Source organism: Providencia sp. PROV061 (assembly GCF_011045655.1).
Taxonomy (GTDB): Bacteria; Pseudomonadota; Gammaproteobacteria; order Enterobacterales; family Enterobacteriaceae; genus Providencia; species Providencia hangzhouensis.
Map to the genome: position 1 here is coordinate 1,061,473 of NZ_CP042861.1, position 22,787 is coordinate 1,084,259.

The 22,787-nt window shown below is 41.2% G+C and carries 19 protein-coding genes and 4 tRNA genes; 21 read left to right on the plus strand and 2 right to left on the minus strand.

Going from position 1 to position 22,787, the window contains the following annotated elements; translation table 11 throughout:
• Positions 1–98 precede the first annotated feature (98 nt).
• The 15 genes from proB (at position 99) to luxS (ending at position 15,057) form a co-directional block, all read left to right on the plus strand.
• Positions 99–1,202 carry a glutamate 5-kinase gene (proB, locus tag FVA72_RS04800; protein WP_036958967.1) on the plus strand — a complete coding sequence of 368 codons (1,104 nt, stop codon included), beginning with the start codon at positions 99–101 and terminating at the stop codon, positions 1,200–1,202.
• Positions 1,203–1,204: 2 nt separating this feature from the next.
• Complete coding sequence (proA, locus tag FVA72_RS04805) at positions 1,205–2,458, plus strand: glutamate-5-semialdehyde dehydrogenase (protein ID WP_110592310.1); 1,254 nt, start codon at positions 1,205–1,207, stop codon at positions 2,456–2,458.
• Between the two features lie 127 nt (positions 2,459–2,585).
• On the plus strand, positions 2,586–3,083 hold the full coding sequence (aroL, locus tag FVA72_RS04810; protein WP_096864774.1) for a shikimate kinase AroL: 498 nt from the start codon (positions 2,586–2,588) through the stop codon (positions 3,081–3,083).
• Positions 3,084–3,223: 140 nt separating this feature from the next.
• On the plus strand, positions 3,224–5,371 hold the full coding sequence (aas, locus tag FVA72_RS04815) for a bifunctional acyl-ACP--phospholipid O-acyltransferase/long-chain-fatty-acid--ACP ligase (RefSeq protein ID WP_110592309.1): 2,148 nt from the start codon (positions 3,224–3,226) through the stop codon (positions 5,369–5,371).
• A gap of 1 nt (position 5,372) precedes the next feature.
• On the plus strand, positions 5,373–6,575 hold the full coding sequence (gene lplT / locus FVA72_RS04820) for a lysophospholipid transporter LplT (RefSeq protein WP_036958917.1): 1,203 nt from the start codon (positions 5,373–5,375) through the stop codon (positions 6,573–6,575).
• 14 nt (positions 6,576–6,589) lie between these two features.
• Positions 6,590–7,093 (plus strand): nicotinamide-nucleotide amidase, encoded by a 504-nt coding sequence (pncC, locus tag FVA72_RS04825; RefSeq protein WP_004264808.1) that lies wholly within the window; start codon positions 6,590–6,592, stop codon positions 7,091–7,093.
• Positions 7,094–7,197: 104 nt separating this feature from the next.
• A complete protein-coding gene (gene recA, locus FVA72_RS04830; protein WP_094962029.1) occupies positions 7,198–8,265 on the plus strand; it encodes a recombinase RecA in 1,068 nt (355 codons plus the stop codon).
• 326 nt (positions 8,266–8,591) lie between these two features.
• The gene (gene alaS, locus FVA72_RS04835; protein ID WP_096864775.1) at positions 8,592–11,219 is read left to right on the plus strand and encodes an alanine--tRNA ligase; all 2,628 of its coding nucleotides are present in this window, start codon (positions 8,592–8,594) and stop codon (positions 11,217–11,219) included.
• A gap of 227 nt (positions 11,220–11,446) precedes the next feature.
• The gene (gene csrA / locus FVA72_RS04840; protein ID WP_004264815.1) at positions 11,447–11,632 is read left to right on the plus strand and encodes a carbon storage regulator CsrA; all 186 of its coding nucleotides are present in this window, start codon (positions 11,447–11,449) and stop codon (positions 11,630–11,632) included.
• 435 nt (positions 11,633–12,067) lie between these two features.
• A tRNA-Ser gene (locus FVA72_RS04845) sits at positions 12,068–12,160 on the plus strand.
• A gap of 11 nt (positions 12,161–12,171) precedes the next feature.
• A tRNA-Arg gene (locus tag FVA72_RS04850) sits at positions 12,172–12,248 on the plus strand.
• 138 nt (positions 12,249–12,386) lie between these two features.
• A tRNA-Arg gene (locus FVA72_RS04855) sits at positions 12,387–12,463 on the plus strand.
• Between the two features lie 94 nt (positions 12,464–12,557).
• A tRNA-Arg gene (locus FVA72_RS04860) sits at positions 12,558–12,634 on the plus strand.
• Between the two features lie 196 nt (positions 12,635–12,830).
• The gene (gshA, locus tag FVA72_RS04865) at positions 12,831–14,390 is read left to right on the plus strand and encodes a glutamate--cysteine ligase (RefSeq protein WP_096864776.1); all 1,560 of its coding nucleotides are present in this window, start codon (positions 12,831–12,833) and stop codon (positions 14,388–14,390) included.
• A gap of 151 nt (positions 14,391–14,541) precedes the next feature.
• On the plus strand, positions 14,542–15,057 hold the full coding sequence (luxS, locus tag FVA72_RS04870; RefSeq protein ID WP_004914042.1) for an S-ribosylhomocysteine lyase: 516 nt from the start codon (positions 14,542–14,544) through the stop codon (positions 15,055–15,057).
• A gap of 85 nt (positions 15,058–15,142) precedes the next feature.
• Here luxS and FVA72_RS04875 read toward each other — a convergent pair whose 3' ends face one another.
• Positions 15,143–16,429, minus strand: coding sequence for a CNNM domain-containing protein (locus FVA72_RS04875; RefSeq protein WP_110592308.1), 1,287 nt, complete (start codon positions 16,427–16,429; stop codon positions 15,143–15,145).
• Positions 16,430–16,471: 42 nt separating this feature from the next.
• Positions 16,472–17,263 carry a cytochrome C assembly family protein gene (locus tag FVA72_RS04880; RefSeq protein WP_004264820.1) on the minus strand — a complete coding sequence of 264 codons (792 nt, stop codon included), beginning with the start codon at positions 17,261–17,263 and terminating at the stop codon, positions 16,472–16,474.
• Between the two features lie 384 nt (positions 17,264–17,647).
• Here FVA72_RS04880 and ffh point away from each other — a divergent pair, with 384 nt between their 5' ends.
• The 6 genes from ffh to FVA72_RS04910 all read left to right on the plus strand — a co-directional run bounded on the left by ffh (position 17,648) and on the right by FVA72_RS04910 (position 22,781).
• Entirely contained in the window at positions 17,648–19,009 is a 1,362-nt protein-coding gene (gene ffh, locus FVA72_RS04885; RefSeq protein WP_004914034.1) for a signal recognition particle protein, read from the plus strand.
• A 136-nt stretch (positions 19,010–19,145) separates the two neighbouring features.
• Entirely contained in the window at positions 19,146–19,394 is a 249-nt protein-coding gene (gene rpsP, locus FVA72_RS04890; RefSeq protein WP_004264823.1) for a 30S ribosomal protein S16, read from the plus strand.
• A gap of 18 nt (positions 19,395–19,412) precedes the next feature.
• A complete protein-coding gene (gene rimM, locus FVA72_RS04895) occupies positions 19,413–19,958 on the plus strand; it encodes a ribosome maturation factor RimM (RefSeq protein WP_004264824.1) in 546 nt (181 codons plus the stop codon).
• Positions 19,959–19,996: 38 nt separating this feature from the next.
• On the plus strand, positions 19,997–20,761 hold the full coding sequence (gene trmD / locus FVA72_RS04900; protein ID WP_036958921.1) for a tRNA (guanosine(37)-N1)-methyltransferase TrmD: 765 nt from the start codon (positions 19,997–19,999) through the stop codon (positions 20,759–20,761).
• A gap of 41 nt (positions 20,762–20,802) precedes the next feature.
• Positions 20,803–21,156, plus strand: coding sequence for a 50S ribosomal protein L19 (gene rplS / locus FVA72_RS04905; protein ID WP_004264827.1), 354 nt, complete (start codon positions 20,803–20,805; stop codon positions 21,154–21,156).
• 530 nt (positions 21,157–21,686) lie between these two features.
• Complete coding sequence (locus tag FVA72_RS04910; protein ID WP_110592307.1) at positions 21,687–22,781, plus strand: 3-deoxy-7-phosphoheptulonate synthase; 1,095 nt, start codon at positions 21,687–21,689, stop codon at positions 22,779–22,781.
• Positions 22,782–22,787 lie beyond the last annotated feature (6 nt).

The window sequence follows — 22,787 nt, forward strand, 5'->3', positions numbered from 1 at the left end:
TTTGTTGAATTTTGCGTTATGCCTGTTGGCATAACGCGCTTCTCCTGATAAAAATGATACCTACTTTTTGGTTTATTAATCCTAATGGCAGAAAAATGATGAAAAATAGCCAGACGCTGGTAGTTAAATTAGGGACCAGTGTATTAACAGGGGGCTCGCGCCGTTTAAATCAAGCTCATATTGTTGAGCTGGTTAGGCAGTGCGCGCAGCAATATGAAAAAGGGCATCGTATTATTATTGTGACTTCTGGGGCAATTGCCGCAGGTCGCGAACACTTAAATTACCCCGAATTGCCGGCTACCATAGCATCTAAACAGTTGCTTGCGGCGGTCGGTCAAAGTCGTTTAATCCAGTTATGGGAACGGTTATTCTCCATTTATGGCATTCATATCGGGCAAATGTTACTGACACGAGCCGATTTAGAAGACAGAGAACGTTTCTTAAATGCACGAGATACCTTGCAAGCACTGCTAGATAACGGAATCATTCCAGTTATCAATGAAAATGATGCTGTGGCTACCGCAGAAATCAAAGTCGGTGATAATGACAATCTATCCGCTTTGGCCGCGATTCTTGGCGATGCAGATAAACTGCTATTATTGACAGATATCGAAGGCTTATATGATGCTGATCCACGCAGTAATCCAAATGCAAAATTGATCCCTGAAGTGTATGGTATCAATGATGAACTTCGCGAAATGGCGGGGGGAAGCGTTAGCGGATTAGGAACCGGTGGAATGGCAACTAAATTACAAGCAGCAGATGTCGCGGGCCGTGCAGGAATTGATGTTATCATTGCAGCAGGCAATAAACCGGATGTTATTAATGCGGTTATTGAAAATCTTCCAGTTGGTACCCGTTTTTATGGGCAAAAAAATCCAATGGAAAATCGTAAACGTTGGATTTTCGGTGCTCCAGCAGCTGGAGATGTGTACATTGATGATGGTGCACAACTGGCAATTATGGAAAAAGGCAGTTCATTATTGCCAAAAGGTATTAAGAAGATTGAAGGCGATTTCTCCCGAGGCGCAGTGATCCGTATTCGTAATATGGCAGGGAAAGATCTTGCTCATGGGGTCAGCCACTATAACAGTGATGCACTTAGAATGATTGCTGGGCACCATTCACAAGAAATCAGCAAAATACTTGGCTATGAACACGGTTCTGTGGCTGTTCATCGTGATGATATGATAGTGAGTTAATTATGTTAGAGACAATGGGTAAGGCTGCAAGGGTTGCTTCATGGCAATTAGCTCAGTTAAGTACCAAACAAAAAAATGCAGCACTATTACAAATTGCAGATCTACTAGAACAAGATAATGCAGTTATACTTGCAGCGAATCAAAAAGACATGGCGCAGGCAAAAGCAAGCGGTATGACTGAGGCGTTACAAGACCGCTTATTACTGACGCCAGAGCGTTTAAAAAGTATTGCTGATGACGTCAGAAAAGTATGCCAATTAGCTGATCCTGTTGGGCAAATCATTGATGGAAGCCAATTGGATAGCGGCTTAAATTTACAGCGCCGCCGTGTCCCATTGGGGGTTGTCGGTGTCATTTATGAAGCCCGCCCTAATGTCACCGTTGATGTGGCTTCGTTATGTTTAAAGACAGGTAATGCGGTCATTTTACGTGGCGGGAAAGAGACGCATCATACTAACCTTGCGGTGGTGGAAGTTATTCAAAAAGCATTGGAAAATAGCGGCTTGCCAGCAGATGCAGTACAAGCTATTAATAATCCTGACCGTGAATTAGTTGCACAATTACTCAAATTAGATCGCTACGTCGATATGCTAATCCCTCGCGGCGGTGCGGGTTTACATAAATTATGTCGTGAGCAATCAACGATCCCAGTAATTACTGGAGGAATTGGTGTTTGCCATACATTTGTTGATAAATCGGTAGATTTTAATAAAGCCATTAACGTGATTATTAATGCAAAAGTTCAGCGCCCAAGCGCTTGTAACTCACTGGAAACATTATTAGTTCATAAAGAGATTGCGAATGAGTTTCTGCCGTTTTTAAGTGAAAAAATGGCACAACAACAAGTCACATTACATGCGAGTGAAAAAGCGCTTCCATTGCTAAAACAAGGTCCAGCTAAAGTTGTTGATGTAAAACCTGAAAACCTTGTCGATGAGTGGCTCTCACTGGATCTTAACGTAGACATTGTTGAAGATATTGACGCTGCTATCGACCATATTCGTCATTATGGTACAGCTCATTCTGATGCTATCTTGACAGAATCTATTCACCAAGCTGACTATTTCGTTCAATGTGTAGATTCAGCCGCGGTATATGTTAATGCAAGCACTCGCTTTACCGATGGTGGGCAGTTTGGTTTAGGTGCAGAGGTCGCAGTGAGTACGCAAAAATTACATTCACGTGGCCCTATGGGGTTAGATGCACTAACAACGTACAAATGGATCGGGTATGGTGACTTTTTAAGTCGTCCATAATGAGTAAAAATGATGAGATAGCCACACTTGTGTGGCTTTCTTTTTTTATTTGCCAAACTAGGCAGTTTATCATAAGCAAATTTGTAATCGGTATTGCTTAGTATTTATGATGATGGGATGAAATTTAATGTTTTACATTATCGGTCCAAGAGGTTCGGGTAAAACCACAATTGGTAAAAAATTTGCAGAATCTAAAGGTTATCAATTTGTTGATACAGATAAATTGATTTTAGAAAAAGCGGGAAAAAGTATCGCAGAAATTGTTGAACAGCACGGGTGGGATTACTTTCGCCAGCTAGAGACTGACGTCCTTAAGTCGATTACGCAAAGCGATATGATTGTTTCAACTGGTGGGGGGCTTGTTCTTGCAGAAGAAAATCAGCAAATTATGCGTAATAACGGCACCGTGATTTACTTAAATACCCACCCTGAAGTTTTAGCAAAACGCCTTGCTGCGGAACCGCAAGCGGATCAGCGACCAAGTTTGACAGGAAAATCTTTAGTTGAAGAAATTGAAGAAGTGATGCAACAAAGGGAGCCTATCTACCGTGCGACAGCACATCATATTATTGATGCGGCTCAGCCTGTCGACGACATCATCGTACAACTTAATGATTTAACTTAAACTCATGAGTGATAAGCCAGCGGTGTTTTCGGAATATACTAATTAGAGTAAAGGGAGTAGCTCAGTAAGATAGAAGTCACTAAAGGTATAGTCGTATCACACTAATATATAAAAATATAATCATAGTATAGGGACTCATTATGTTGGCAAAGATAGTCAAAACAGTACTTAAATTTTTGTTTCGCGTACAAGTTATTGGCGACGCGAAAGAATTTAATCAAGATAAATGCTTAATTACGCCCAATCATGTTTCTTTCCTAGATGGTGTATTAATCGCACTTTTTTTGCCTGTCAAACCTGTATTTGCTGTTTATTCAACATTTGCCACACCGAAAATGGTGAAGCGCCTTAAGCCCTATGCGGATATTGTCCCTCTTGATCCTGCCAACCCTCTAGGTATTCGTCATCTAGTTAAAGAGGTAGAAAAAGGGCGCCCAATAGTTATTTTCCCAGAAGGCCGAATTTCGGTTCATGGCTCTTTAATGAAAATATACGAAGGAGCGGCTTTTGTGGCAGCAAAGTCAGAAGCAAAAGTTGTTCCTATTCGTATAGAAGGTGCACAATATAGCCATTTTGGGCGGCTGAAAGGAATTTTTCCATTAAAATGGTTCCCGAAGATCACATTGCATATCTTGCCAGCACAAGAAATTCCAATGCCAGAAGCTCCTAGAGCGGTAGAGCGTCGTGCTCTGGCTGGTGAAAATCTGTACCAAATCATGAAGTCCGCACGTATGTCTTGTTTACCACAAGTCACATTAGTTGAAGAATTTATTCAAAGTGTTCAGTTTTTTGGGCGTCGCACGCCTTGTATTGAAGACATCGCATTTAAAGAGGATTCATATCAATCTCTATTGAAAAAAACCTTAGGGGTTGGCCGTATTATTGAACGTTATACTCATGAAAATGAAAGAGTTGGCCTATTATTGCCAAATGCGACAGTCACCGCAGCTGCGATTTTTGGCGCTTTAATGAGAGGCCGAGTACCTGCCATGCTTAATTACACTGCTGGCAGTCACGGTATTAGTAACGCTTTAAAAGCTTCAGCAGCGAAAGTGGTCTTTACTTCCCGCCAATTTTTGGAAAAAGGCAACTTAACGCATATTCCAGAACAAGTGCCAGAAGCAAGTTGGATTTACCTTGAAGATTTAAAAGACACGGTAACATGGCAAGATAAAATATGGATTATTAAGCACTTATTTAATCCTAAAAAAGCCATTATTCCCCGAAAACCGTCCGATGAAGCGATTGTTTTATTCACATCCGGCTCGGAAGGTACACCGAAAGGTGTTGTCCACAGCCATGCCAGCTTGATGGCAAACGTAGAGCAAATTAAAACGATCGCTGATTTTACACCTCGTGACCGTTTTATGTCGTCACTTCCATTATTTCACGCATTTGGTTTGACGGTTGGCTTATTTATCCCTCTATTTTCAGGTAGCCGAGTTTTCCTTTATCCAAGCCCATTACATTACCGGATCATTCCTGAATTAGTCTATGACAAAAACTGTACGGTATTATTTGGAACATCAACCTTTTTAGGTAACTACGCACGATTTGCTCATCAGTATGATTTTGCACGTTTGCGTTATGTGGTTGCGGGCGCAGAAAAATTATCAGATAAAACCAAAAAAATCTGGTTCGATAAATTTGGCATCCGAATTCTTGAAGGCTATGGGGTAACTGAGTGTGCACCTATTGTTTCAATTAATGTGCCAATGGCCGCTAAAGAAGGCTCTGTAGGGCAAATTTTACCCGAAATGGAAGCGCGAATTATCCCCATTTCTGGTATTGAACAAGGTGGTAAATTACAGCTTAAAGGCCCAAATATCATGAAAGGGTATTTGCGTGTGGAAGCGCCTGGGGTACTTGAAACACCACGAGCTGAAAATGCACAAGGTGAAATAGAGGAAGGTTGGTACGACACAGGTGATATCGTTGAATTAGATCATAAAAATTTCTGTACGATAAAAGGCCGTGTTAAACGTTTTGCTAAACTTGCGGGTGAAATGGTTTCTCTCGAAAGTATTGAGCAAATGGTGGCATCTCTTTCTCCTAATGCAAATCATGGTGTGGTTACAAAGCCAGATAGCAGTAAAGGTGAAGCGCTTGTTTTGTTCACAACAGATAAAGAACTAGAGCGTAGCGCATTATCTAGTGCAGCCAAAAGCAAAGGGTTAACCGAGTTAGCGGTTCCACGTGATATTCGTTTTGTTAAAGAGTTGCCAGTACTGGGTAGCGGTAAAACGGATTTTGTCACATTAAAGCAAATGGCATTAAAGGATGAATAATATGCAAGAGAATGCGTCCAATGTACCGTTAATGAGCAGAGGAATGAAAGCTGTACTTGCTTCACAGTTTCTTTCTGCATTTGCAGATAATGCTTTATTATTTGCCATATTAGCCCAACTTAAAGCCGAGTTTTATCCTGAATGGAGTCATCCTATCTTACAAATGGTGTTTGTTTTCACTTACATCGTTTTAGCGCCATTTGTTGGGCAAATTGCAGATAGGTTCTCAAAGGGCCGAGTGATGTTGTTTTCTAACATCTTTAAGTTTATTGGGGCATTAGGGATTTGTTTTGGCCTAAACCCATTCCTTTGCTATGGGTTAGTGGGAATCGGCGCTGCTTCATATTCACCAGCTAAATACGGTATTTTAGGTGAGCTCACTGGTGGAGATAACCTTGTTAAGGCCAATGGTGTCATGGAGGCTTCAACAATCGCAGCCATTTTAGTGGGATCGGTTGTCGGAGGAATGCTTTCCGATATTAACTTAATCTTAGCGTTAGGCACATGTGCTGTATTGTATGCGTTAGCCGTTATTGCGAATTTTTTCATCCCACACTTAGCTGCCGCGAGGCCTGGAAAAGGTTGGGATCTTAAACTGTTAATTACTTCTTTTTTCAATGCCTGCCGGGTGCTATGGGCTAACCAAGAAAGCCGTTTTTCACTAGTTGGAACCAGCTTGTTCTGGGGGGCTGGGGTAACGCTGCGTTTTCTGCTCGTTGCATGGGTGCCTGTGGCATTGGGATTACAAGACAACACAACGCCGACTATTTTAAATGCGATGGTTGCCGTGGGAATAGTTGCAGGAGCCGGGCTTGCTGCCAAGTTTATTACCTTAAAAACGGTTTATCGCTGCATTCCTGCGGGAGTTATTATAGGTGTGATGGTGGTGTTACTTTCGTTGCAAACTAATATTATTCCATCCTATTTTATTTTAATCATCCTTGGGATCTTCGGCGGTTTATTTGTCGTTCCGTTGAATGCATTATTGCAAGAAAAAGGGAAGGAAACTGTTGGAGCAGGGAATGCGATTGCAGTACAAAATTTAGGTGAAAATAGTGCAATGCTAATTATGTTAGGCTTGTACTCATTAGCAATTAAAGCAGGTTTGTCAGTTGTGAATGCCGGTATTGGTTTCGGTGCTGTATTCGCAATTGCGATTGCGGGTTTATGGGTTTGGGATCGCGCTCGTAAAAAAATGGCATAAAGGTAGATAACATCATGATAGATGAGAAGCGGCTTGAAACTCTGAGTATTCAGGTTGGGCTGAAACTGAAAGAACAGGGTAAAACAGTCACAACCGCAGAGTCATGTACCGGGGGCTGGGTTGCCAAAGTTTTAACCGATATATCGGGTAGCTCAGATTATTTTCAGCGTGGCTTTGTGACATACAGTAATGAAGCAAAGCATCAAATGATCGGTGTTAAAGATGAGTCTTTACAGCAGTATGGCGCTGTAAGCCAACAAGTCGTTACTGAAATGGCGACAGGCGCTTTACAAGAAGCCTGTGCAGATTTTGCTGTTTCAGTTAGTGGAATAGCAGGCCCTGGGGGCGGTAGTGTAGAAAAACCTGTTGGTACAGTATGGTTTGGTTTTGCACAGAAACAGGCAGACCAAACGGTATTAGTCACAACACAACATCAAGTGTTTCAAGGAAACAGAAATGAAGTTCGTTTTCAATCAACACTTTATATACTTGAAACACTTTTAAAGCAGTTAAGTTAAAAATTTTCTTGATACTGTATGATTATACAGTATAATTAATTTCAACAAACCGAATTCAATCGTTTTATTTGCAGTGGTCAAATCATTGCACTTAGGGAGTAAACATGGCTATTGATGAAAACAAACAAAAAGCACTTGCAGCAGCATTAGGCCAAATTGAAAAGCAATTTGGTAAAGGTTCCATTATGCGTCTTGGTGAAGACCGCTCTATGGATGTTGAAACTATCTCAACAGGCTCCTTATCCCTTGATGTTGCATTGGGTGCTGGTGGCTTGCCACTAGGTCGTATTGTTGAAATCTACGGCCCTGAATCTTCAGGTAAAACAACACTAACTCTGCAAGTTATTGCTGCAGCGCAACGTAGTGGTAAAACATGTGCTTTCATCGATGCTGAACACGCTTTAGACCCTATCTATGCTAAAAAATTAGGCGTTGATATCGATAACTTACTATGTTCTCAACCGGACACCGGTGAGCAAGCGCTAGAAATTTGTGATGCATTAACTCGCTCAGGTGCGGTTGATGTGATCATCGTTGACTCCGTTGCTGCATTAACACCAAAAGCTGAAATTGAAGGTGAAATTGGTGATTCACATATGGGCCTAGCTGCTCGTATGATGAGCCAAGCAATGCGTAAGTTAGCTGGTAACTTAAAAACATCTAATACCTTACTGATCTTTATCAACCAAATTCGTATGAAGATTGGTGTTATGTTTGGTAACCCAGAAACAACAACAGGTGGTAATGCATTAAAATTCTACGCATCTGTTCGTTTAGACATCCGCCGTATTGGTGCTGTTAAAAATGGCGAAGAAATCGTCGGTAGTGAAACTCGCGTTAAAGTGGTAAAAAACAAAGTTGCAGCACCGTTCAAACAAGCTGAATTCCAAATTTTGTATGGTGAAGGTATTAATACCTTCGGCGAGCTAATTGACTTAGGTGTAAAACATAAGTTAATTGAAAAAGCAGGGGCTTGGTATAGTTATAACGGCGATAAAATTGGCCAAGGTAAAGCTAACTCAACAAATTATTTAAAAGAGCACCCTGAAGTCGCTCAAGAAATTGATACCAAACTGCGTGAAATGTTATTGAATCACACTGGTGAATTTAGTAGTGCAGCAACAGACTTTATCAGTGATGCTGATGAAGAAGAAACACCAGAAGAATTTTAATTTTAATCTAATTAATTGATTAATAAGTAAATTATAGGCGCTCCGCTGATGTGGTGGCGCCTATTTTATTTTTAACCTATTACATTAATAGTTTATTGAACAGTTTTTCTGTGGAAAAATACACCAGTGCAAGGTATAAACATACTTTCAGAAAATATCTAGACGCTTTACAATGAAAGCTGCGAATGGATGTATCTATATTTTACTTCTGCACAAAGAGACTTTATCTTATCAGTCACTTTTTAATCGGAGAGTTGATTAGAGGTGATGTTACATTCCATCTCAACAATTCGTAATTCTGTTTCCAGCTTGATATCGGGATAAATATGAGTAAAAGCACCGCTGAGATCCGTCAAGCGTTTCTCGACTTTTTTCATACAAAAGGTCATCAAGTGGTCTCTAGTAGTTCACTAGTGCCAAATAATGACCCTACACTATTGTTCACAAACGCAGGGATGAACCAGTTCAAAGATGTATTTCTTGGTCTGGATAAAAGAGCATATTCCCGAGCGACAACCGCGCAACGCTGTGTGCGTGCAGGTGGTAAACATAACGACTTAGAAAATGTAGGCTATACTGCCCGCCACCATACATTTTTTGAAATGTTAGGCAATTTTAGCTTTGGCGATTACTTTAAGCATGATGCTATCCGTTTTGCTTGGGAGTTATTGACTAGCGAAGAATGGTTTAACTTACCAAAAGAAAGGTTGTGGGTAACCGTTTACGCAACTGACGATGAAGCTTATGATATCTGGAATAAAGAAATTGGTATTCCAGTTGAGCGTATTATTCGTATTGGTGATAACAAAGGCGCACCATATGCGTCAGATAACTTCTGGCAAATGGGTGATACCGGTCCTTGTGGTCCATGTACCGAGATTTTCTATGATCACGGTGACCATATATGGGGTGGCCCTCCAGGAAGCCCAGAAGAAGACGGTGACCGCTATATTGAAATTTGGAATTTAGTCTTCATGCAATTTAACCGTCAGTCTGACGGGACAATGGAGCCTCTACCAAAACCTTCAGTTGACACAGGAATGGGCTTAGAGCGTATTTCTGCGGTATTGCAGCACGTTAATTCAAACTATGAAATTGATATCTTCCGTGACCTTATTGCTGCGGCAGCTAAAGCAACAGGTGCGACGGATTTAGAGAACAAATCATTACGCGTTATTGCTGACCACATTCGTTCTTGTGCATTTCTTGTTAGTGATGGTGTTATTCCATCAAATGAAGGTCGTGGTTATGTTCTGCGTCGTATTATTCGACGTGCTGTTCGTCACGGTTATATGCTTGGTGCCAAAGACACTTTCTTCTACAAATTAGTCGCGCCACTGATTAAAGTCATGGGGCCTGCGGCCGATGAACTTGCACGCCAGCAAGCTATGGTTGAAAAAGTTCTCAAGACCGAAGAAGAGCAATTTGCACGCACGTTAGAACGCGGTCTTCAATTATTAGATGAAGAACTTGCTTCACTGAAAGGGGATACACTGGATGGTGAAGCGGCATTCCGCTTATATGACACCTATGGCTTCCCAATCGATTTAACGGCAGATGTTTGCCGTGAGCGCAATATTAAAGTCGACGAAGAAGGTTTTGAGCGGGCGATGGAAGACCAGCGTCGTCGTGCGCGCGAATCCAGTGGTTTTGGTGCGGATTATAATTCTTTAATTAAAGTTGATAAGCGTAGTGAATTCTCCGGTTATCAATATGATGAGCAACAAGCCACTATTACTGCATTATATAAAGATGGCCAGCCTGTAGACAGTTTGAATGCGGGTGAAGAAGGCTTAGTTATACTAGATAAAACTGCATTTTATGCAGAGTCTGGTGGGCAAGTCGGTGATACTGGTTACTTAAATAATGACAATGCGAGCTTTAAAGTCACTGACACGCAAAAATATGGTCAAGCAATTGGGCATATTGGTAAGGTAGAGGCGGGTTCACTGGTTGTTAACCATAGAATTACCGCTTTTGTGGATAGTGCTAGACGTGATGCGATCCGTTTAAATCACTCAGCAACACACTTACTGCATGCGGCATTACGCCAAGTATTAGGCGACCATGTTTCTCAAAAGGGTTCATTGGTTAATGACAAATACTTGCGTTTTGACTTCTCTCATTTTGAAGCGATGACACAAGAGCAACTACGTCAAGTAGAAGATATTGTGAATGCACAAATCCGTAAAAACTCAGAAATTGAAACTGAACTGATGGATTTAGAAGGCGCTAAAGCAAAAGGTGCTATGGCATTATTCGGTGAAAAATATGAGGAACGTGTACGTGTTCTGAGTATGGGTGATTTTTCTATCGAGTTATGTGGTGGTACACATGCGCGTCGTACAGGAGATATTGGTTTATTCCGTATCTTGAGTGAATCTGGTACGGCTGCAGGTGTTCGTCGTATTGAAGCGACTACAGGCACAATGGCGATTGAAAGCATTCACAATCAGTCAGAGCAACTTTCAGCAATTGCACACTTAGTGAAAGGTGATATTAATAGTCTTGTCGAGAAAGTAAAAGCGGCGTTAGACAAATCTCGCCAACTCGAAAAAGAAATTGTGCAACTAAAAGATCAACAAGCATCTCAAGAAAGTGCTTCACTAAGTAGTAAAGCGAAAGACGTGAAAGGCATCAAATTATTAGTCACTCAATTAGCGGATACTGATCCTAAGTTGTTGAGAACTATGGTTGATGACCTTAAGAATCAGTTGAAATCAGCGATTATCGTGCTTTCAACAACAAGTGGTGATAAAGTCAGTATGATCGTTGGGGTAACTAATGATTTGACTGCTAAAGTTAAAGCAGGGGACTTAATTTCCTATATTGCAAGTCAGGTAGGTGGTAAAGGTGGCGGTCGCCCAGACATGGCTCAAGCGGGAGGTACTGACGTTAGCGCATTACCTGCTGCTATGGCAAGTGTCGAAGAATGGGTCGAAGCGCGTCTGTAAGCACTTACAAAGTTGCCTCATTAAAATATGAGGCAACTTTAATCTGTTGCGGCATTGTTAATGTATCGTTTGTAGTGCTATATTTTGCTTGTAAATAATTAGAATGCTTGTATTGATGGCATCAATGCTTTAGGTGAATGTCATTGCTTTACGTTTTCACGGTGTGTGATGGACAATAGCGGGGATACCTAGAGACCCGACTCTTTTAATATTTCAAGGAGCAAAGAATGCTTATTCTGACTCGTCGAGTTGGTGAAACACTCATGATAGGCGATGAGGTAACAGTTACTGTATTGGGTGTCAAAGGCAACCAAGTTCGTATTGGTGTTAATGCCCCAAAAGAAGTTTCTGTTCACCGTGAAGAAATTTATCAACGGATCCAGGCTGAAAAGACTCAACCAGATAATCAATAATAATGAATAAGCGTCCAATGATTGATCACACAGCAAGAATGGGCGCTTGTCTTACTCACATTATTTCTAAAAATATCCTTTCGTTTTTATAATTCTCTAGCATCAAACTCACTTTATTGTTTAGTCTTCGGTTCTCTTGTACGAAATCTTGTTTTCCTTTGTATGAAATATAGGCTAATCAATCCAGTGAGCTCATTTTTATTCACTTATAGAATAATTTTTTTTCTGTATTTTTGTTTATAAAGTTAGTGTCATAAGGGCTGAAAAATATCTTTTTCGGTGTTAAACTAAGCATCTTGCTTGTGAAATGTGCAAACAGACAACGGAATGCAAAAAGTTTGGAAAAATTGTTTGACTTCTAAGTCTAGGAAAGTAATATGTGCGCCACACAGCAACGAGATGTTTGAAAAAACAAATCGTCTGTAACTAAAATATGGTGAGGTGGCCGAGAGGCTGAAGGCGCTCCCCTGCTAAGGGAGTATGCGGTCAAAAGCTGCATCGAGGGTTCGAATCCCTCCCTCACCGCCATTTTAGATTATGCATCCGTAGCTCAGCTGGATAGAGTACTCGGCTACGAACCGAGCGGTCGGAGGTTCGAATCCTCCCGGATGCACCATCTTTAACCCTATGAGAGAATCTGATGGGGTTTTGTTTTGGTTTTAGCAACCAAACAAAGCAGTAACTAAGAAGTTGATTTATAGAAGTAGAAGTTGATAAAGAAGTTTGAGAGAGCAGCACATCTTGCATTAAGTATGCATCCGTAGCTCAGCTGGATAGAGTACTCGGCTACGAACCGAGCGGTCGGAGGTTCGAATCCTCCCGGATGCACCATCTCTTAGCTAATAATTTAGCATATCAATAATACCTTTTAATTTAACTCAGAAAAGTTATTGAGAATGTATCGATTTCAAATCGAATGAATTTTGCATCCGTAGCTCAGCTGGATAGAGTACTCGGCTACGAACCGAGCGGTCGGAGGTTCGAATCCTCCCGGATGCACCATCTTTAAGAAACTCCTCGTTCGAGGAGTTTTTTTTTGCCTAAAATTACCATTCATAAAATTAATTAAATCGTATTTTCTATACCTCTTTGATTTATTCCCTCATAAACCACACATCTAGACAGCGACAATTTATGTGATTTAAGCTAAAGTAATTGCCTTAATAAAATAAATTAACATCACAGGCGGGAGGTCGACTTGATCCCGGACGTATCGAAAGCGCTCTCATGGTTAGAGGCGCACCCAGAAACACTTAATGGTATTCAACGTGGTATTGAGCGTGAAACATTGCGTGTAACCCCCACAGGCGCAATTGCAGAGACCTTGCATCCAGAAGGGCTGGGAAAAGCTTTAACACATAAATGGATCACGACAGATTTTGCGGAGTCCTTACTCGAATTTATTACTCCTGTAGATAAAAGCATTAGCCATAATTTGGCTTTTTTGCGAGATTTACACCGCTATACAGCTCGTCACCTTCAAGATGAAAGAATGTGGCCGCTGAGTATGCCATGCTTTATTGAAAGTGAAGATAAAATCACTCTTGCGCAGTACGGCTCTTCTAATGTGGGGCAGTTTAAAACGCTGTACCGCGAAGGCCTTAAAAATCGTTATGGTGCTTTGATGCAAACGATAGCAGGGGTGCATTATAACTTCTCTTTGCCGATTGAATTTTGGCAAGCATGGGCGGGTATTGAAGACGAAGAAAGCGGTAAAGAAAAAATTTCTGAAGGCTATTTACGTCTAATTAGAAATTACTACCGCTTTGGTTGGGTTATTCCTTATCTATTTGGCGCATCTCCAGCTATCTGCGGCTCTTTTTTGAAAGATAGGGATACGACGCTATCATTTGATAAAACAGACTGTGGTACGTATTACTTGCCTTATGCGACATCGTTACGCATGAGTGACTTAGGTTATACAAATAAATCACAAAGTGATTTAAACATCACATTCAATAAATTGGATGAATATGTAGAGAACCTGAAAAAAGCCATCCATAAGCCTTCAGCTGAATTTGAAAAACTGGGTGTAAAAAAAGGCGGCAAATATATTCAACTAAATACGAATGTGCTGCAGATTGAAAATGAGCTCTATGCCCCAATACGGCCCAAACGCGTTCCTAAAGGCAATGAATCACCTTCTGACGCATTATTACGTGGTGGTATTGAGTACATTGAAGTCCGTTCACTTGATATCAATCCATTTAGTGCGATAGGCGTTAATGAAACGCAAGCTCGTTTTGTTGATCTATTCTTAATATGGTGTGTACTTGCTGATGCACCTGAAATGAATGCTCAGGAATTAGACTGTTGCCGTCAAAACTGGAATCGTGTCATTCTAGAAGGTCGTAAACCAGGCCAAGTCATTGGTTTCGGTTGTGGCAGCGAAGTTAAACCATTAGTTGACGTTGGGCAGCAATTATTTAATGACTTGATCCGTGTGGCTGAAGTGCTAGACACTTGTTGCGATGCAAAATATCAAGAAGTTTGTCACCAATTTGTTGCTATGTTTAAAGACCCAACTCTTACATATTCAGCGCTTGTTATGGATGAAATGTTAGAAAAAGGTATTGGTGGTTACGGGTTAGAATTAGCTGAAAAATATTTTGAACAGTTAGTGAACGAGCCGTATGAAGTGATAACTGAAGAGCAATTTGAGCAAGCACGATTAGCTTCAATAGCGAAGCAAGCGAAGATGGAACAAAGTGAGAGCGAAAGCTTTGAGGACTATCTACGCATTCATGCAGGACGCTAAAAGAAATGGCCACTCTAGGTGGCCAAAAAAAATCTCTTAGAGAATTAGGGATGATAACAAATTGCGCGTCTTTCAATAATTCAGACTCTGTATTTTCAAAATAGTTTCATTTATTTTAGAAAATATTTTTTATTTTCGAGGAGGTCACGAAATGCCATTATTAGATAGCTTTACTGTCGATCATACTCGCATGTCAGCACCTGCTGTACGTGTGGCAAAAACCATGAAAACACCAAGCGGTGATACCATCACAGTTTTTGATTTGCGTTTTACTGTACCAAATGAAGAAGCCATGACAGAAAAAGGGACGCATACTTTAGAGCACCTTTTTGCAGGCTTTATGCGTGATCACCTCAACGGAAATGGTGTTGAAATTATTGATATTTCACCAATGGGGTGCCGTACTGGTTTTTATATGAGCCTTATTGGCCAGCCAGATGAACTGCGTGTTGCTAATGCATGGAAAGCGGCAATGGAAGATGTTTTGCAAGTGAAAGACCAAAACAAGATCCCTGAATTGAATGTCTATCAGTGCGGTACATACAAAATGCACTCACTGGAAGAAGCCCAGCAAATTGCACGTAATGTTCTTGCATCAGAAATTGGTATCAATAAAAATGATGAATTAGCATTACCTGCAGAGAAACTTGAACAGCTACACGTTTAGTTTTTATCAAATATTCTCTATAAAAAGAGCCAATTAAGGCTCTTTTTATTTTATATGAGAATTAAATTGCAAGTTTATGACCAAATCAAAGGTCGGGGACTTGAGAACTGAATGTAAGAGGTGTGATCCTAACCTGTTTAACGATATTTTCATTCATCGCTAATACCTCGATAAGGTAATGCCCCACCACGATTTGCTCTTCAAGCTGTGGAATATCACCAATGACCTCTAAAACCATGCCATTAACCGTCCTAGGGCCATCTATGGGGAGATTCCAATCAAAAGCCTTATTCAGCTCACGAATATTAGCAGAACCGTCTACAAGAACGCTTCCATCACTTTGTGGCAAGACTTCTTCGGCTAAAGATGGTGACATCGAGGTTGTGAAGTCACCCACTATCTCTTCTAATATATCTTCGACAGTGATAAGGCCTTGAATTTCACCGTATTCATCAACAATGATCCCTAGTTTTTCTTTATTGTGCTGGAAGTTAACTAACTGAACATTTAATGGTGTACTGTTAGGAATAAAATAAATGTTATCTGCAGCTTTAATTAGGTTTTGCTTATTAAACTCACGTTTTTCCATCATAAGACGGTATGCTTCGCGGACGCGTAAAATGCCAATAGAGTCATCAAGTGAGTCGCGATAAAGCACAATGCGGCCATGAGGGGAGTGCGTGAGCTGCCGAATGATTGATTTCCAGTCATCATTGACATCAATACCAACAATCTCATTCCTTGGCAGCATAATATCGCCAACAGTGACTTTGTCTAAGTCTAAAATTGAAATCAACATGTCTTGATTTCGGCGGCTAATTTTATGCTTTGATTCGTTAACAATGGTGCGTAGCTCTTCCTTATTAACCGCATCAGTTCGTGCGGTTAGTGACTTCACCCCAATGCAGCGTAACAGTAGCGCTGAAATAGTATTAAATGCCCAAACAATAGGCATCATGACTACTTGTAATGGTTTTAAGAGGTAACTACTTGGAAATGCGATTTTTTCAGGGTACAGCGCTGCCAGTGTTTTTGGCATGACTTCGGCAAAAATGAGGATCACAAAAGTCAGGATCCCTGTAGCCATAGCTACACCTGCATTCCCATATAATCGCATACCAATGATGGTCGCTAATGCGGAAGCGACTATGTTGATTAAGTTATTACCAATAAGGACTAGGCTTAACAGCTTATCAGGGTGTTTAAGAAGTTTTTCAACGCGGATCGCTGAGCGATTACCTTGTTTTGCTAAATGTTTTAACCGATAACGGTTTAGCGTCATCATCCCTGTTTCTGATGCAGAGAAATAGGCTGACATAAAAATTAAAACAATCAATATGATGATTAGCGTACTTGTGGACACATCATCCAAAACAAGTTTCCTTATATTGTGAAAGTCGTGGCTTTATTTGCGTCAAAATACCATAAACTCCTGTATTAAACGGTTACCAAAAAAAGCCATTGTTAAGATGATTGAGCCACCAACATGGAAAAATAGGACGCGCTTACCTCGCCATCCTCCATGGAAATGTCCCCAAAGTAGAGTGATATAAACAAACCATGCAATGACGGATAATACCGATTTATGGATATTTTCTTTATCAAAAATATTATCCATATAAATAAAGCCAGTACACAAGGTCAGAGTCAGCAAAATGACCCCAACTTGAGTGATGTGGAACATTTTACGTTCAATTACCATCATGGGTGGCATATCTGGACTAAATTTTAAGGTTTTGTTCTTTAGCTGATGGTCAATTAAAGCCACTTGTAATGCATATAAAGCCGCAATAAGGAGTGTCGCATAGCTCAACAAAGCTAGACCAATATGAACAAAAAGTGGTACTCGAGCTTCAAGATGCGTAATAAACTCACCAGGCATTAGCGTTGACAGCATCAAGTTAATAATGGCAAAACTATAGACTATAGGCGTTAAGTACCAAGCTTTTCCCCAGTAAGCGACAACAGTCATAATCACACACATGAGTAAGCTCACTGTTGAGCCTAAATTCAACAGAGTGAGGTTTTGTCCCTCGGCTTCACTGAAAATCAAAAATTTCAATGTAATAGCGTGAGTTACTAACGCAACAACGGCAAGAAAAAGCGCGAGGTGGCGGTAGAACGGCTGTTTACGCACTTGGCCAGGGACGATCAGTAACAGACTGACCATGTATGTACAAACTGCTATGACTGCAAATACGGGCATAGTATAGTGTCGTTAATCATTTTTAGTGGAAAGTTATTCATAGTATAACTTGTACGAGTGTAGGCTCCAACTATTGGACAGGCCAATCACAATATATTCATTGCTGATAGCACTTCATGCGCCTACTGCTTGGTTTGTATTATTAAATTCATGCCATAATAACCTGTATCATCTGTTTCAAACAGGGGGCAGCGAAAAAACTGCGGGCATGTTACAATGGGGCATTATTTTGCCGCGATTATTTTTAGTGTTGGTTTCCCTTCATCATTGTGAAGGTATTGATGCTTATAATTCAAGTTGTTAGGTAACACGCACTTGAAATTATCTGTATTAGCAACCAGATCAGGCTGACATCGGCCCATCAACAGAATTGAGCTAAGACATATGTTTGATAATTTAACTGACAGACTATCGCGCACGTTGCGCAATATCAGTGGGCGTGGGCGTCTAACTGATGAAAATATTAAAGAAACACTACGCGAAGTTCGCATGGCCTTGCTGGAAGCTGACGTTGCTTTGCCAGTTGTCCGTGAATTCATTCAAAAAGTTAAAGAAAATGCCGTTGGGCAAGATGTCAATAAAAGTCTAACACCTGGCCAAGAGTTCATTAAAATAGTTCAAAATGAACTGACTAGGGCGATGGGGGACGAAAACCACCAACTTAATTTATCCGCACAACCTCCTGCTGTCGTTTTAATGGCAGGTTTGCAAGGTGCCGGTAAAACGACCAGTGTTGCAAAATTAGGTAAGCTCTTAAAAGAAAAGCAAAAGAAAAAAGTATTAGTTGTCTCTGCTGACGTTTATCGCCCTGCAGCGATTAAACAATTAGAGACATTAGCTGAAAGTGTTGGAATTGACTTTTTCCCTTCAGAAGTACAAGAAAAACCCGCTGCAATTGTTCAAAAAGCATTAAAACACGCACAATTACAATTCTACGATGTGCTGTTGGTGGATACCGCAGGTCGCTTGCATGTTGATGAAGCGATGATGGAAGAAATCCAAGAAGTTCACCGTATTATTAAGCCAGTTGAGACCTTATTCGTCGTCGATGCGATGACAGGGCAAGATGCGGCAAATACAGCGAAAGCATTTAATGAAGCCTTACCACTGACAGGGGTTGTGTTGACCAAGGTCGATGGTGATGCACGAGGCGGTGCGGCACTTTCAATTCGTGCGATTACGGGGAAACCTATTAAGTTCTTAGGTGTTGGTGAAAAAACTGATGCCTTAGAACCATTCCACCCAGAGCGCGTCGCGTCTCGTATCCTTGGTATGGGTGATGTGATTTCTCTGATTGAAGAGATTGAGCATAAAGTTGACCGTGATGAAGCTGAAAAGCTTGCTAAAAAACTTAAAACGGGAGATGGCTTTGATTTAAATGACTTTTTAAGTCAATTAAAGCAAATGCGTAATATGGGCGGCATGGCGAGCATGATGAGCAAAATGCCAGGAATGTCTCAGTTACCCGATGCCGTTAAGTCCCAAATGGATGATAAAATCACCGTTCGTATGGAAGCGATGATTAATTCCATGACACGTAAAGAACGTGAAAAACCGGAAATTATTAAAGGTTCACGAAAACGTCGTATTGCGGCAGGTTCGGGAACTACCGTGCAAGAAGTTAATCGCCTCTTAAAACAATTTGATGACATGCAACGCATGATGAAGAAAATGAAAAAAGGCGGTCTAGCCAAGATGATGCGCGGCATGAAGGGTATGATGCCACCGGGTTTTCCGGGGCGTTAAGCAATAAAGCCTCAAACAAAACGCACTTTTGATTGATTTTTGCGTCAAAGTGAGTAAACTTTTCGGGCTTTTTATATGACAGCCGGACTCTATCCCTCGATGGAGTCTGGTTGTTTTGTTAACTAATGAGGATGTTATGGTAACAATTCGTTTATCTCGTGGCGGCGCTAAAAAACGTCCGTTCTACCAAATCGTTGTGACTGATAGCCGCAATGCGCGTGACGGTCGTTTCATTGAGCGTATCGGTTTCTTCAACCCGATCGCTGCAGGTCAAGCAGAAGAACTGCGTTTAGACCTGGACCGTGTTGAGCACTGGGTTGGCTTAGGCGCAACTATTTCTGACCGTGTTGCACAACTGGTCAAACAAGCTAAGAAAGCAGCTTAATCTGTCGCGGTGGTAACAATGAGCAAGCAAACTAAACTACAGCCACCTGAAAACCCAATTGTATTGGGGAAATTAGGTGCGGCATACGGTATTCGTGGTTGGCTCAAAGTTTTTTCGTCCACCGAACATGCTGAAAGTATTTTTGAGTATCAGCCTTGGTTTATCCAACGTTCAGGTCAATGGCAACACATTGAAATTGAAGATTGGAAACATCATAACAAGGATATCATTGTCAAGCTGAACGGGGTCGATGACCGCGATGCAGCCGCGCTTTTGACTAACTTTGAAATTGCGGTTGATTCAACCCAACTTCCTGAGTTAGAAAACGAATACTACTGGAAAGACCTGATGGGCTGCCAAGTAGTGACGTTACAAGGCTATGACCTTGGTACCATCACTGACATGATGGAGACCGGTTCAAATGATGTGCTGGTCATTAAGGCGAATTTAAAAGATGCATTTGGCATCAAGGAGCGGTTGGTTCCGTTTCTTGATGGGCAGGTTATCAAGAAAGTCGATCTCGATGCCAAACTTATTGAAGTGGATTGGGATCCTGGTTTTTAAATCTCCGGTTGAACGGTTTTGATAAGTGGGACGAAATTATGTGGATTGGTGTAATTAGCCTGTTTCCCGAAATGTTCCGCGCAATAACCGAGTACGGGGTAACTGGTCGGGCAGTGAAAAATGGCCTGCTAACATTTGAGTGCTGGAATCCGCGAGATTTTACTCACGATAAGCACAAAACTGTTGATGATCGCCCCTATGGTGGTGGTCCAGGCATGCTGATGATGGTGCAACCGCTTAAGGATGCAATCAACGCAGCAAGAACTGAGGCTGGTGAGGGTGCAAAGGTTATTTATCTTTCACCGCAAGGGCGCAAACTTAGTCAAGACGGTGTTTGCGAGCTGGCAACCAATGAGAAATTGATTCTTGTTTGTGGCCGCTATGAAGGCATTGATGAGCGTATCATTCAAACCGAAGTTGACGAAGAATGGTCAATCGGTGATTACGTTCTCAGTGGCGGGGAACTTCCCGCGATGGTGTTGATTGACTCAGTTTCACGGTTTATACCGGGAGTACTTGGTCATCAAGCCTCTGCTCAAGAAGACTCTTTTGCAGATGGTTTGTTAGATTGTCCGCACTATACCCGCCCTGAAGTGTTAGATGGCATGCAAGTTCCTGATGTTTTACTTTCAGGAAACCACGCTAAAATAGATAGCTGGCGTATGAAACAATCACTCGGCCGTACCTGGCTTAGAAGACCTGAGCTTCTGGAAAGCCTAGCTCTGACTGACGAGCAGAGGATGTTGCTGGCTGAATTCCAAAGGGAATATCAGTCTGAGCAACAAATGAATCCAGACAATTAATTGTCTAAACATATCAGTTTACCTAGGGTAAGAGAGTTATTATGAGCAACATTATTAAACAACTTGAACAAGAGCAAATGAAGCAGGACGTACCTTCATTCCGTCAGGGTGACACCGTGGAAGTTAAGGTATGGGTCGTAGAAGGCTCTAAAAAACGTCTGCAGGCATTCGAGGGCGTGGTTATCGCTATTCGTAACCGCGGTCTGCACTCTGCATTCACTGTTCGTAAAATTTCTAACGGCGAAGGTGTTGAGCGTGTATTCCAAACTCACTCTCCAGTCGTAGATAGCATTGCTGTTAAACGTCGTGGTGCTGTTCGCAGATCTAAACTGTACTACCTGCGTGAGCGTTCTGGTAAGGCAGCTCGTATTAAAGAGCGTCTGAACGCCAAGTAATACGCTTTCGCTACATCCGAAAGTTATGTTATGAGAGAGGCCCGCATTTGCGGGCCTTTTTATATTCGTCACTATATTCTTCATAATTCAAATTGTAGCTGTGTTGGCAGCACTCAGCCCCACAGGTCACATACCTATATTCTTCATAATTCAAGTTGTAGCCGTGTTGGCTGCGTTCAGCCACACAGGTCACATACTTGTGTATGCTCCCTGCGATGTCCTCACTTTGCCGCCTTGCTATAACTCGAACTATTTAGAATATAGCTGATAACTTATGCTTATCTGTAAATAAATTCTTACAGATTGCTTGTTTTTCTTTGGTCTATTAAAATATTTTAATGTTAAATTAATGTAAAACTGTAGTTTATTCAGTTTATTATGACGGTGTAAATAATTCAGTACGACAGTGGAAATATTTTACATAAATGGATTGAATTGTTTACGATGCATGGTATGTTATTACTCATACACCCAAACACAATACGTAAATAATAAACTAAGCAAATATAAGCTAATAAGTAGGTAAAAAAATGATCATGCAAAAAGATGTACTCAACAACGTGAATATTCAAGACGAGCAGGTATTAATCACTCCTGAGAGTCTGAAAGAGAAATATCCGCTGAGTCGCAGCAACCTGCATGCCATTGCGACATCGCGCCAAGTGATTGCTGACATTATTCATCAACGCGACCCTCGCTTACTCGTGGTATGTGGTCCTTGCTCAATCCATGATGTGGATGCCGCTATTGAATATGGTGAGCGCCTGAAAGTATTAGCCGAAGAATTAAGTGATAGCTTATATATTGTGATGCGTGTGTATTTTGAAAAACCTCGTACAACCGTAGGTTGGAAAGGTTTGATTAGTGATCCATTTATGGATGGTTCTTTTGAAATGGAAAAAGGCCTACATATTGCTCGTGATTTGTTGACCAATTTAGTGAATATGGGGCTGCCATTAGCGACAGAAGCATTGGATCCTAACAATCCTCAATACTTAGGGGATTTATTCAGTTGGTCAGCCATTGGTGCAAGAACGACTGAGTCACAGACCCACCGTGAAATGGCATCTGGTTTATCTATGCCTGTTGGTTTCAAAAATGGAACCGATGGGAGTTTATCTACAGCGATTAATGCGTTAAAAGCAGCAGCGATGCCACACCGTTTTATGGGAATTAACCAATCTGGCCAAGTTTGTTTATTACATACCAAAGGTAATAGTAACGGACATGTCATTTTACGTGGTGGGAAAACGCCTAACTACAGTGCCGAAGACATTGCGGCTTGTGAAGCGGAAATGAAAAAAGCAGGTTTAGAGCCGTCCCTTATGGTGGATTGTAGCCATGGAAACTCGAATAAAGATTACCGCCGTCAGCCATTAGTTGTTGATTCTATTATTGAACAAATTATTAATGGTAATGAATCAATTACAGGTATTATGTTAGAAAGTCATATTAATGAAGGGAATCAAACATCTGAACAAGCCCGTGACACAATGAAATACGGTGTGTCAGTGACAGATGCCTGCATTAACTGGCAAACGACGGAAACGGTATTGCGTAAATTACATCAAGCATTGTTGCCTGTGCTTGAACAACGTGCGCAAAAATTGAGTAAAGTGAGCTGATCAAGG

Excerpts from the sequence above, each read along its gene's own strand:
- proB (WP_036958967.1), top strand. The coding sequence starts at position 99 with ATGAAAAATAGCCAGACGCTGGTAGTTAAATTAGGGACCAGTGTATTA.
- proA (WP_110592310.1), top strand. The coding sequence starts at position 1,205 with ATGTTAGAGACAATGGGTAAGGCTGCAAGGGTTGCTTCATGGCAATTA.
- aroL (WP_096864774.1), top strand. The coding sequence starts at position 2,586 with ATGTTTTACATTATCGGTCCAAGAGGTTCGGGTAAAACCACAATTGGT.
- aas (WP_110592309.1), top strand. The coding sequence starts at position 3,224 with ATGTTGGCAAAGATAGTCAAAACAGTACTTAAATTTTTGTTTCGCGTA.
- lplT (WP_036958917.1), top strand. The coding sequence starts at position 5,373 with ATGCAAGAGAATGCGTCCAATGTACCGTTAATGAGCAGAGGAATGAAA.
- pncC (WP_004264808.1), top strand. The coding sequence starts at position 6,590 with ATGATAGATGAGAAGCGGCTTGAAACTCTGAGTATTCAGGTTGGGCTG.
- recA (WP_094962029.1), top strand. The coding sequence starts at position 7,198 with ATGGCTATTGATGAAAACAAACAAAAAGCACTTGCAGCAGCATTAGGC.
- alaS (WP_096864775.1), top strand. The coding sequence starts at position 8,592 with ATGAGTAAAAGCACCGCTGAGATCCGTCAAGCGTTTCTCGACTTTTTT.
- csrA (WP_004264815.1), top strand. The coding sequence starts at position 11,447 with ATGCTTATTCTGACTCGTCGAGTTGGTGAAACACTCATGATAGGCGAT.
- luxS (WP_004914042.1), top strand. The coding sequence starts at position 14,542 with ATGCCATTATTAGATAGCTTTACTGTCGATCATACTCGCATGTCAGCA.
- FVA72_RS04880 (WP_004264820.1), bottom strand. The coding sequence starts at position 17,263 with ATGCCCGTATTTGCAGTCATAGCAGTTTGTACATACATGGTCAGTCTG.
- ffh (WP_004914034.1), top strand. The coding sequence starts at position 17,648 with ATGTTTGATAATTTAACTGACAGACTATCGCGCACGTTGCGCAATATC.
- rpsP (WP_004264823.1), top strand. The coding sequence starts at position 19,146 with ATGGTAACAATTCGTTTATCTCGTGGCGGCGCTAAAAAACGTCCGTTC.
- rimM (WP_004264824.1), top strand. The coding sequence starts at position 19,413 with ATGAGCAAGCAAACTAAACTACAGCCACCTGAAAACCCAATTGTATTG.
- trmD (WP_036958921.1), top strand. The coding sequence starts at position 19,997 with ATGTGGATTGGTGTAATTAGCCTGTTTCCCGAAATGTTCCGCGCAATA.
- rplS (WP_004264827.1), top strand. The coding sequence starts at position 20,803 with ATGAGCAACATTATTAAACAACTTGAACAAGAGCAAATGAAGCAGGAC.
- FVA72_RS04910 (WP_110592307.1), top strand. The coding sequence starts at position 21,687 with ATGATCATGCAAAAAGATGTACTCAACAACGTGAATATTCAAGACGAG.